Source organism: Luteibacter sp. HAY1-4A (genome assembly GCF_056755355.1).
Map to the genome: position 1 here is coordinate 69,307 of NZ_JBNDHZ010000003.1, position 10,918 is coordinate 80,224.

The window sequence follows — 10,918 nt, forward strand, 5'->3', positions numbered from 1 at the left end:
GGCTGGCGACATGTTTACAGTGTATACATGTCGCCAGCCAACACCTCCGACCGCATCCTCGCCGCCGCCCACGCCATCTTCGACGCGGAAGGTGCGGACGCCGTTTCCATGCGCCGCGTCGCGGCCGAGGTGGGCCTCTCGGCCATGGCGATCTACCGCCATTTCCCCAATCGTGAAGCGCTTCTCGCGCGGCTCTCCGACGACAGTTTCGAGGAGGCGGCCCGCACCTGGACCGACCACGCGGGCCAGGGCACTCCGCGGCAGCGCCTCCTGGCCATGCTCGGCTCGTACCTCGACTACGCGCTGGCCCATCCGCATCTTTTCGACCACGCCTTCGGGCTTCCCCGTGAGGACGCCAGGCGCTTTCCCGAGGATTTCCGCGCGCGCCGTTCGCCCACACTGAACCTGATCGCCGACGCGATCGTGGAAGGGATGTCGCGCGGCGCGTTCCGCAAGCTCGACGAATGGGACCTGGCGATGGACCTGTGGGCGCATGCGCACGGCCTTATCGCGTTGTACCGGGCGGGCCGCTTCAGCTACGACGAGAAGCGTTTCCGGGCCTTCTATCTCGCATCCACGGGAAGACTGATCGATGCTATCGCGACTTGAACGTTCCGTAGTCCCGACCTGGTTGCTGGCTACCGCACTGACGGCGATTGGCTGGTGGTTCGGGAGTGGCACGCATCCGGTGTGGTGGGCGACGTGGCTGGCGCCCCTCCCCGTGCTCTGGCTGGCGTCGCGGGTGCGTACGCCGTGGGCAGTCGCCGCCGCCTTCCTCGCCATGGCGGTTGGCTCGGGCAACCTGTGGTCGTACATGTACACCCACATTCGCCTGCCCGTGGGCGTGGTCATCTACGCGATGGTCTTGCCGGGATTGATGTTCGCGCTCTGCGTGCTGCTGCATAGGCGCCTTCTCCTGCGGGGCCGCCCGTTCGCCGCGGTGCTCGCCGTCCCGGCGATGTGGGTGACCCTGGCATTCGTCAACAACCTGCTTTCGCCGCACGGCACCTTCTTCGATATCGGCTATACGCAGATGGATGCATTGCCGCTGATCCAGGTAGCGGCGCTCACGGGCATCTGGGGCATCGGCACGTTGCTCATGCTTGTCGTGACCGCGGTGGCGATGCTGGGTGCCGCGCAGGCGACTCGCCGGGCCAAGGGCGCGATCGCCGGCGCATCGCTGCTGATCCTCGTGCTCGCCCTCGTTTATGGCTTTTGGCGACTCGATACGCCGGCGACATCGAGCGTTCGCATCGGACTCGTTTCGCTCGAGCAGACCGGCAAGCTGGTCTCGGTGGATTCGCCGGAAGGCACGGCCCGCCAGGATCGCTACCTCGCGGCGATGGACCGCCTCGCGGCCCAGGGCGCGCAGGTGGTCGTGATACCGGAAGGCAGCTTCGCCACGTCCTCGGCCATCCCTGCCTTCGCCGGGCTCGCGCAACGGCATGGCATCATCGTCAACGTGGGCGTCGACTTCCAGGGAGCGCACGGCTCCGAACGCAACATGGCGATGGTTTTCCAACCGAACGCGCCCTCCCCGGTGATGTACGACAAGCACCACTTGATTCCCGGTTTCGAAGACAGGTTCACGCCGGGGAACGACTTCCAGATGCTGAACGGCACGCCGCGCACCGGCCTCGCCATCTGCAAGGACATGGACTTCCAGGATTTCGCCGTCGCCTACGGGCAACGGAACGCGCAGTTGCTGCTGGTGCCCGCCTGGGACTTCGTGGAGGACGGTTGGTTGCACAGCCGCATGGCGATCATGCGTGGCGTGGAAGGCGGTTTCGCCATCGCCCGCGCCGCCCGCTCCGGCCGCCTCAGCCTCAGCGACGATCGTGGCCGGGTGGTGGCGGAGGCTTCGAGCGAACAGGGCGATGCGGAACTGGTCGGGAACCTCGCGCTACGCGAGACGCGGACGCTTTATGCCCGCTGGGGCAACTGGTTCGCGTGGCTGGACGTGGTGGCGCTGCTGGCGCTCGTCGGACTCGCGATAGCGCCCCGCACCCGTCATTCCCGAGCATAAAAAAAGCGCCCCGAAGGACGCTTTTCAAAATAATGGTCGGGGTGGCGAGATTCGAACTCGCGACCACTACACCCCCAGCGTAGTGCGCTACCAGGCTGCGCTACACCCCGACGAGCGAACGATTGTAACAGCATCGCCGCGATCTGCGGAAGGCGGATCAGCGACGAAGGAGGGTCAGAACTTCTTCGAGCTCCAGGCGGACCTGGCGAACGATCTGGTGCGACATGCTGGCTTCCATGCGCGCCTGCGAGCCTTCCAGCCGGGCGCGGGCGCCCGTGATGGTGAAGCCCTCGTCGTACAGCAACGAGCGGATCTGGCGGATCATGAGCACGTCGTGGCGCTGGTAGTAGCGGCGGTTGCCCCGGCGCTTGACGGGCTTCAGTGCGGGAAACTCCTGCTCCCAGTAGCGAAGGACGTGCGGCTTGACGCCGCAAAGCTCGCTGACCTCACCGATGGTGAAGTAGCGCTTCGCCGGAATGGCGGGAAGTTCGGTGTTATTCCCTGGATCCAGCATAACCCTCGACTCTTACCTTGAGTTTCTGGCCGGGACGGAAGGTGACCACCCGCCTGGCAGAGATGGGAATTTCCTCGCCGGTCTTCGGATTGCGACCGGGCCGCTGATTCTTCTGCCTCAGGTCGAAATTGCCGAAACCCGACAGCTTCACCTGTTCGCCCCGCTCCAGAGCCTCGCGCACGACTTCGAAGTACGCGTCAACGAACTCCTTGGCCTCACGCTTGTTGAGGCCCACGTCGAGGAAAAGCCGCTCGGCCATTTCCGCCTTGGTCAGCGCCATCTTATCCTCGCAGTCTCGCCTTGCATGATTTCTCCAATGCCCCCACCGCATCTGCCACGCGAGCGTCGGCATCGTCGTCGGTAAGGGTGCGTGAAGCGTCCTGTAAAATCAAGCCCATAGCGAGACTCTTTCGCCCTTCATCGATCCCCTTGCCGGCGTATCGGTCGAAGAGGCGAACCTCCTTCAGGACATCGCCCAGCGCGCCGCGCACGGCGGCCTCCACGGCGCCCCAGGTGACCTCCTCGGGCAGTTCCACCGCGATATCGCGGCGAACCGCGGGGAAACGCGGCACCCGCGCCGCGCTCGGCAGCCGCCGGGCCAGGATGGGTTCCAGGGCCAGTTCCATCACGTGGACGTCGGCACCGAGGTCCAGCGCCTTCGCCAGCGCGGGATGCAACGCGCCGAGGTAGCCCACGGGCTGGCCGTCGCGAAGCACGCGAGCGCCACGGCCGGGATGCAGCCACGATGGCAGGTCGCCCGCGTCCACCGACCAGCGCTGCGGTTCACCCGTGTGGGCGATCAAGGCGTCGAGGTCGCCCTTGAGGTCATAGAAGTCGACGGTACGGGTGGCTTCGCCCCACTGCTCCGCGCGGGCGCCGCCGGAAGCGACGATCGCGACGCGGCCCACCTCGTCAGGCGCGCCGCCCGTGGCGTGGAAGCTGCGCGCCACCTCGAACAGGCGCACCCGTTCCTGCTGGCGGGCGCGGTTGTGGCGCAACGCCTCGACCAGTCCGGGCAGCAGCGAGGTACGCATGACGGCCAGGTCGGCGGACAAGGGATTCGCCAGCGGCACCCAGCCGCGGTCGAGCTGCCACGTGGTCAACAGGTCGGCGCTGACGAAGGAGAGCGTCACCGCCTCGAAGTAGCCGCGCGCGGCAAGCTGGTCGCGCAGCGCCATATCACTCAGGCGCGCTTCTGGCTCGGCCCGCAGGGCGATCTCACCCGCCGGCACGTGGGTGGGAATACGTTCGTAGCCATGGATGCGGGCCACCTCTTCGATGAGGTCTTCCTCGCGCTCGATGTCGAAACGGCTGCTCGGCGGCGTGATGCGCCAGCCATCCGCCACTTCCTCCACCCCCATGCCCAGGGCGGTGAAGATGCGGGTGACCTCGGCGGCCGCCACCTCGATGCCCAGCACGCGACGCAGGCGCGCGTGGCGAAGCAGGACCGGAGCGTGATCGCGCAGGTCTTCCAGGCGCTCGGCCACAGTGACGGGGCCGGCCTTGCCGCCGGCGATCTGCAACAGCAGTTCGGTCGCGCGCTCCAAGGCGCGCTTCGGCAGGGCCGGATCCACGCCGCGCTCGTAACGGTGCGAGGCGTCCGTGTGCAGGCCGAGCTTGCGGGCGCGTCCCATGATGGCCGATGGCGCGAAATGCGCTGCCTCGAGGAACACGTTGCGGGTGCTGTCGGTAACGCGGGAATCGAAGCCGCCCATGATGCCCGCCACGGCCAGCGGCCGCGCCTCGTCGGCGATCACGACGAACGACGGATCGAGCTTCGCCTCGTTACCGTCCAGCAGCTTCAGCGTCTCGCCCTCCCTCGCATGGCGCACTCGGATGTCACCGGAGAGTGCGTCGTTGTCGAACGCATGCAGCGGATGGCCGAGTTCGAGCATCACGTACTGGGTGATGTCGACGATGGCGCTGATGGGGCGGATGCCCGAACGGCGCAGACGCTCGGCCAGCCAGAGCGGCGAGCGTGCCGTAGCATCCACGCCCTCGATGACGCGGCCAAGGTAGCGCGGCGCATCGGCACCGGCTTCGAGCCGTACGGGACGCGACAGGCCGGAGCTTACCGGCGCATCGGTGGTGCCAATGGACTTCACGCGGCTACCGAACAGGGCCGCCACATCGTGCGCGAGCCCGTTCAGGCCGAGCACGTCGGGGCGGTTCGGCGTGATCTTCAGTTCGATGGTGGCGTCGGGCAGGCCGAGGTACTCGGCCAGCGGCATGCCCACGGGGGCATCGGCCGGCAGCTCAAGCAGCCCGGAAGCGTCCGCATCGATGCCGAGTTCTTTTGCCGAACAGAGCATGCCGAACGATTCGACGCCACGCAGCTTCGCCGCCTTGATCTGGATGCCGCCGGGCAACGTCGCACCGACGGTGGCGAGCGGAACGCGAATGCCCACGCGCGCATTCGGTGCGCCGCAGACGATCTGCAGCCATTCGCCCTGCCCCGCGTCCACCATGCACACCTGCAGGCGATCGGCCTCGGGATGCCTGGTGGCCTCGACGATCTCGGCAACCACGACGCCGTCGAGACCTTCGCCCAGCGGCGTGACCTCTTCGACTTCGAGTCCCGACATCGTCAGCGCGTGCACCAGCGCGGCGCGGTCGGCGTCGATGGTCACCAGTTCGCGTAACCAGTTTTCGGAGAATTTCATGGGAGCGACTCGTTAGAACGTGGGAGCGATCAGGCGAACTGGCGCAGGAAGCGCAGGTCGTTCTCGAAGAAGGCGCGCAGGTCGCCCACGCCATAGCGGAGCATGGCGAAGCGCTCCACGCCGAGGCCGAAGGCGAAGCCGGTGTAGCGCTCCGGATCGATGCCGCAGTTCGCCAGCACGGTCGGATGGACCATGCCGCAACCCAGTACCTCCAGCCAGCGCGTGCTGCCGTCCTCGGCATCCCAGCGGATGTCCACCTCTGCCGAGGGCTCGGTGAAGGGGAAGTAGCTCGGGCGGAAGCGCATCTCGAAATCGCGTTCGAAGAACGCGCGCACGAACTCCGCCAGCGTGCCCTTCAGGTCGGCGAAGCTCGAGGTCTCGTCGACCAGCAGCCCCTCGATCTGGTGGAACATCGGCGAGTGCGTCTGGTCCGAATCGCTGCGATACACCTTGCCCGGCGCGATGATGCGAATCGGCGGTTGCCGGCCCTGCATCGAGCGGATCTGTACCGGCGAGGTATGCGTGCGCAGCAGCCGGCCATCACCGAAATAGAAGGTGTCGTGCATGGCGCGCGCAGGATGGTGCGGCGGGAAGTTCAGCGCCTCGAAGTTGTGCCAGTCGTCTTCGATCTCGGGACCGTCGGCACGCTGGTAACCCAGCCGGCCGAAGATATCGGCGATGCGTTCGAGGGCGCGCGTGATGGGATGGATGCCGCCGTATTCGCCATCGCGTCCCGGGAGGGTCACGTCGATGCGCTCGGACGCGAGGCGGCGGTCCAGCTCAGCCTGCTCCAGTGCCTGCTTGCGCAGTGCGATGGCGTCGGTGAGGCGTTCCTTGACGCGATTCACGTCGGCGCCTCGCGCCTTGCGCTCGTCGCCGGAAAGCTGGCCCAAGGCCTTGAGTGCGGCCGTAACGGCGCCGTTCTTGCCCAGCAAGGCCACGCGCACGGCGTCCAGCGCCTCGAGCGACGGGGCGGCTTCGATGTCCCGCAGGGACGCGTCGATATGCTCGATCGATTCCATCGGTTTTCCTGACGTGGAAAAAAAATGGGGAGAAGGCAAGGCCTTCTCCCCACGTCATCCATCATCGCGCGATATGGCTACCGCGCGTGGTAAAGCGGATTACGCAGCCAGACTGGCCTTGGCCTTCTCTGCGATCGCGCCAAACGCCTTGATGTCATGCACGGCCAGGTCGGCGAGGACCTTGCGGTCGACCGAGATGTTGGCCTTTGCCAGACCGTTGATCAGGCGGCTGTAGGACAGACCGAACTGACGGGCGGCGGCGTTGATACGGACGATCCACAGCGCGCGGAACTGGCGCTTGCGCTGCTTGCGGCCGATGTAGGCGTACTGACCGGCCTTGATGACGGCCTGGTTGGCTACGCGGAATACCTTGCGGCGGGCGTTGTAGTAGCCCTTGGCACGGCCGATGATCTTCTTGTGACGACGACGGGCGGTAACGCCACGCTTAACACGAGCCATGGTTCAGCCTCCCTTAGAGATACGGCAACATGCGAGCTACACCCTTGGTGTCGCACGCCTTGACGTGGTTGGGAGCGCGCAGGCCGCGCTTACGCTTGGTCGACTTCTTGGTCAGGATATGCGACTTGAAGGCGTGACCGGCCTTGAACTTGCCGGATGCGGTCTTGCGAAAACGCTTCGCGGCCGCCCGGTTGGTCTTGATCTTGGGCATCGGAATGCTCCGTATTCGGTTGCTGACTGATCCGGCGGCAAGACCTTGAAGGGTCTGCACTTTCCTTCCTGCCGGGTACGGTGGTTCGGCCCATCCATACGGACCGAGCCGGCGATTCTACATGAATCTTAAGGGGATGTGTAGGAGCACACCCCTGTGGGAGCCGGCTATGCCGGCGATCCCGCGGCAGCGGGCACGCCGCCGCGAGCATCCATCGCCGCTGAAGCGGCTCCCACACAAGGCCAGGGTCAGACCTTCTTCTTCGGCCCGATCATCATGACCATCTGGCGGCCTTCAAGGCGGGGGAACTGTTCCACCACACCTTCTTCGCCGATGTCCGCCTGGATCTTGCGGGCCAGGTTCTGGCCGAGGTCCTGGTGGGACATCTCGCGGCCGCGGAAGCGGATCGTGACCTTGACCTTGTCGCCTTCTTCCAGAAACTCGCGCATCTTGCGCAGCTTGATGTCGTAGTCACCCACGTCGGTGACGGGGCGGAACTTCACTTCCTTGATTTCGACCTGCTTCTGCTTCTTCTTGGCGGCCTGGGCCTTCTTCTGGGCTTCGAACTTGAACTTGCCGTAGTCCATGATCTTGCAGACCGGCGGATCGCCGTTCGGCTGGATCTCGACGAGGTCCATGCCCAGCTCCTCGGCGGCGCGAATCGCATCACGGGTGTCCATGATGCCCATCTGCTCGCCTTCGGCGCCCAGCACACGCACCCGCGGCACGCGGATGTCGTTGTTCTTGCGATTGCCCTTGTTATCGGTCGTAGCGATACCGCTATCCTCCAGAAGAATGATCCCAATACCGAACCCGCGGCCTAGCGGCGGGTCTCGGCTTCCAAACGTTCGACGAATTGTGCCACCGGCATGCTGCCGAGGTCTTCGCCCCCGCGGGTACGTACGGAAATGGTGCCTGTTTCTTTCTCGCGGTCTCCGACCACGATGAGATAGGGAACCTTCTGCAACGTATGCTCGCGGATTTTATATCCGACCTTTTCGTTGCGCAAATCGGCGTCCACCCTGAACCCTTGTCCGACAAGGGTTTGCACGACTTCACGCACATAATCGGCCTGGGCGTCGGTGATGCTGAACGCCACGGCCTGAATGGGGGCAAGCCACGTGGGAAGCAAGCCCGCATGGTGCTCGATCAGGATGCCGATGAAGCGCTCCATGGAGCCGACGATGGCCCGGTGCAGCATGACAGGATGCTGGCGCTGGCTGTGCTCGTCCACGTATTCGGCGCCCAGGCGCTCAGGCATCATGAAGTCCACCTGCATCGTGCCCACCTGCCAGGCGCGGCCGATGGAGTCCTTCATGTGGTACTCGATCTTGGGGCCGTAGAAGGCGCCCTCGCCCGGCAATTCCTCCCAAGTGACCCCGGCCGCGGACAGGGCGGCCCGCAGGGCGTACTCGGCCTTGTCCCAGACCTCGTCCGAACCGATGCGCTTGTCGGGGCGGAGGGCGATCTTCATGGCGATGTCGTTGAACCCGAAGTCCTCGTACACCTTCATGGCCTGGCCGTGGAACGCCGCCACCTCGCCCTCGATCTGGGCGGGGGTGCAGAAGATGTGGCCGTCGTCCTGGGTGAAGGCGCGGACGCGCATGATGCCGTGCAGGGCGCCGGAAGGCTCGTTGCGGTGGCAGCCGCCGAACTCGCCGTAGCGGATCGGCAGGTCGCGGTAGCTGTGCAGGTTGGTGTTGAAGATCTGCACGTGGCCCGGGCAGTTCATCGGCTTTAGCGCATACGTGCGCTTTTCCGACTCGGTGAAAAACATGTTCTCCTGGTAGTTGTCCCAGTGGCCGGACTTCTTCCACAGGCTCACGTCCATGATCTGCGGGCCGCGCACTTCCTTGTAGCCGCTCTTCTTGTAGACGCCGCGGACGTATTGCTCCACCGCCTGCCAGATGGCCCAGCCCTTCGGATGCCAGAACACCATGCCCGGCGCTTCTTCCTGCATGTGGAACAGGTCGAGCTGCTTGCCGATGCGCCGGTGGTCGCGCTTCTCGGCTTCCTCCAGCTGGAGCAGGTAGGCCTTGAGGTCCTTGTCGTTCAACCATGCGGTGCCGTAGATGCGGGTGAGCATCTCGTTGTTGGAGTCGCCGCGCCAATAGGCGCCGGCCACCTTCATCAGCTTGAACGCGCGGAGCTTGCCCGTGTTGGACACGTGCGGGCCACGGCAGAGGTCGGTGAACTCGCCCTGCGTATAAAGCGAGAGTTCCTCGTTGGCCGGAATGGACTCGATGATCTGCGCCTTGTATTCCTCGCCCATGTCGCGGAAGAAGCGGATGGCCTCATCGCGGCTCTTCACCGAGCGCGTGACGGGAATCTGCTCCTTCACGATCTTCTCCATCTCGGCCTGGATGGCGTCCAGGTCGTCGGGCGTGAACGGCCGCTCATACGCGAAGTCGTAATAGAAGCCGTTGTCCACGACGGGGCCGATGGTGACCTGCGCGCCCGGGAACAGGCGCTGCACGGCCTGGCCAAGAAGGTGTGCCGTGGAGTGGCGCAGGATGTCCAGCGCCTCCGGGCTCTTCTCGGTGACGATTTCGAGCGAGGCGTCGCGGTCGATGGTGTAGCTCGCGTCCACCAGCTTGCCGTCGACCTTGCCGGCGAGCGTGGCCTTGGCCAGGCCTGCGCCAATGGAGGCGGCGACGTCCTGCACGGTAACGGGGTGGTCGAACGGGCGCTGGCTGCCGTCGGGTAGCGTGATCTGGATCATGAATGGTGTTCCGGACAAACAAAAAGGGCGCCAGGCGCCCTTCGGGATGACGAAGACGTGGCGGGGGCTCAGGTTGGAAAGCGCGTAGTCCGCATGTCGCACACTCGGCCGGCGTTGCCGCGGGCCACCTTCGTTGCTGGATATCGGGCAAAAACTAGAGCAGGGTCGCTGCCGTGTCAATCGGGGTGTCCGTTACAATCGTCGGACAACCCACCTCCCCGGTCATTCCCATGCGCATCCTGGTCACCGGCACCGCCGGCTTCGTCGGCTCGGCCCTGGCGGAACGCCTGCTCGCCCGCGGCGACACCGTACTCGGTTTCGACAACCACAACGACTACTACGACCCCGCCCTGAAGGAAGCCCGCCTGGCGCGCTTCGTCACGCACCCAGGATATACGCACGTGCGCGCCGACCTCGCGGAGCAGGCGGCAGTGGACCGTGCGTTCGCCGACTTCCAGCCCGAGCGCGTGGTGAACCTCGCCGCGCAGGCCGGCGTGCGTTATTCGCTCACACACCCGCACGCCTACGTGCAGAGCAACCTGGTGGGTTTCATGAACGTGCTCGAGGCCTGCCGGCGGCATGAGGTGGGGCATCTCGTGTACGCATCGTCCAGCTCGGTGTACGGCGCCAACCGGAAGATGCCCTTCGCGGTGGAAGACGCCGTGGATCATCCGGTCAGCCTCTATGCCGCCACGAAGAAGTCGAACGAGCTGATGGCCCATACCTACAGCCACCTGTTCGGGCTGCCGACGACGGGGCTGCGCTTCTTCACGGTCTATGGACCCTGGGGACGTCCGGACATGTCGCCGATCCTCTTCGCGAGCCGGATCATGCGCGGCGAACCGATCGACGTTTACAACCACGGGCAGCACAGCCGCGACTTCACTTATATCGATGACGTCGTCGAAGGGGTGATTCGCACGCTGGACCATCCGGCGACACCCGCGTACGACGCCGTGTCGCCGAATCCCGGCACTTCCGCCGCGCCCTATCGCGTATACAACATCGGCAACGACGAGCCGGTGCAATTGCTCGACTTCATCGCCACGCTCGAAAAGCACCTGGGGCGAACGGTCGAAAAACGCCTGCTGCCGATGCAGCCGGGCGACGTGCCGGATACGTGGGCCGACGTGTCGGCGTTGCGGCGGGACGTAGGCTACGCGCCGTCGACGTCGATCGACGAGGGACTGGCGAAGTTTGCCGCCTGGTACAAGGATTTTTATCCCGTCGCATGACGCCCGCCTTATGTGGGAGCCGCTTCAGCGGCGATTCGCCGGCATAGCCGGCTCCCACAACATCGT

The 10,918-nt window shown here is 65.3% G+C and carries 11 protein-coding genes and 1 tRNA gene; 3 read left to right on the top strand and 9 right to left on the bottom strand.

From position 1 onward, the window contains the following. Nucleotides 1–27: 27 nt before the first annotated feature. The gene (locus tag ACPYOD_RS01645; protein ID WP_481299984.1) at nucleotides 28–609 is read left to right on the top strand and encodes a TetR/AcrR family transcriptional regulator; all 582 of its coding nucleotides are present in this window, start codon (nucleotides 28–30) and stop codon (nucleotides 607–609) included. After that, the gene (locus ACPYOD_RS01650; RefSeq protein WP_481299985.1) at nucleotides 593–2,026 is read left to right on the top strand and encodes a nitrilase-related carbon-nitrogen hydrolase; all 1,434 of its coding nucleotides are present in this window, start codon (nucleotides 593–595) and stop codon (nucleotides 2,024–2,026) included. Before ACPYOD_RS01645 ends, ACPYOD_RS01650 begins: the two co-directional genes overlap by 17 nt. Before the next feature lie 33 nt (nucleotides 2,027–2,059). On the opposite strand, the gene ACPYOD_RS01655 is transcribed toward ACPYOD_RS01650, so the two are convergent. From ACPYOD_RS01655 to thrS, 9 genes are all read right to left on the bottom strand, one after another. Beyond that, nucleotides 2,060–2,136 (bottom strand) — tRNA-Pro (locus ACPYOD_RS01655). A gap of 47 nt (nucleotides 2,137–2,183) precedes the next feature. Next, nucleotides 2,184–2,540 carry a MerR family transcriptional regulator gene (locus tag ACPYOD_RS01660; protein WP_167022616.1) on the bottom strand — a complete coding sequence of 119 codons (357 nt, stop codon included), beginning with the start codon at nucleotides 2,538–2,540 and terminating at the stop codon, nucleotides 2,184–2,186. Continuing rightward, nucleotides 2,521–2,820, bottom strand: coding sequence for an integration host factor subunit alpha (ihfA, locus tag ACPYOD_RS01665; RefSeq protein ID WP_036114917.1), 300 nt, complete (start codon nucleotides 2,818–2,820; stop codon nucleotides 2,521–2,523). Before ihfA ends, ACPYOD_RS01660 begins: the two co-directional genes overlap by 20 nt. 1 nt (nucleotide 2,821) lies before the next feature. Beyond that, nucleotides 2,822–5,203, bottom strand: a complete 2,382-nt coding sequence (gene pheT / locus ACPYOD_RS01670; RefSeq protein ID WP_481299986.1) for a phenylalanine--tRNA ligase subunit beta — start codon at nucleotides 5,201–5,203, stop codon at nucleotides 2,822–2,824. A gap of 29 nt (nucleotides 5,204–5,232) precedes the next feature. After that, a complete protein-coding gene (gene pheS / locus ACPYOD_RS01675; RefSeq protein ID WP_481299987.1) occupies nucleotides 5,233–6,225 on the bottom strand; it encodes a phenylalanine--tRNA ligase subunit alpha in 993 nt (330 codons plus the stop codon). Between the two features lie 99 nt (nucleotides 6,226–6,324). Beyond that, nucleotides 6,325–6,684 (bottom strand): 50S ribosomal protein L20, encoded by a 360-nt coding sequence (rplT, locus tag ACPYOD_RS01680; RefSeq protein WP_072322974.1) that lies wholly within the window; start codon nucleotides 6,682–6,684, stop codon nucleotides 6,325–6,327. Nucleotides 6,685–6,697: 13 nt separating this feature from the next. Beyond that, on the bottom strand, nucleotides 6,698–6,895 hold the full coding sequence (gene rpmI, locus ACPYOD_RS01685) for a 50S ribosomal protein L35 (RefSeq protein WP_036114929.1): 198 nt from the start codon (nucleotides 6,893–6,895) through the stop codon (nucleotides 6,698–6,700). A 248-nt stretch (nucleotides 6,896–7,143) separates the two neighbouring features. Then, on the bottom strand, nucleotides 7,144–7,671 hold the full coding sequence (gene infC / locus ACPYOD_RS01690) for a translation initiation factor IF-3 (RefSeq protein WP_481300030.1): 528 nt from the start codon (nucleotides 7,669–7,671) through the stop codon (nucleotides 7,144–7,146). Between the two features lie 44 nt (nucleotides 7,672–7,715). Next, a complete protein-coding gene (gene thrS / locus ACPYOD_RS01695; RefSeq protein WP_481299988.1) occupies nucleotides 7,716–9,617 on the bottom strand; it encodes a threonine--tRNA ligase in 1,902 nt (633 codons plus the stop codon). Nucleotides 9,618–9,847: 230 nt separating this feature from the next. Here thrS and ACPYOD_RS01700 point away from each other — a divergent pair, with 230 nt between their 5' ends. Then, nucleotides 9,848–10,852, top strand: coding sequence for an NAD-dependent epimerase (locus ACPYOD_RS01700; RefSeq protein WP_481299989.1), 1,005 nt, complete (start codon nucleotides 9,848–9,850; stop codon nucleotides 10,850–10,852). The last annotated feature ends 66 nt before the right edge of the window (nucleotides 10,853–10,918 follow it).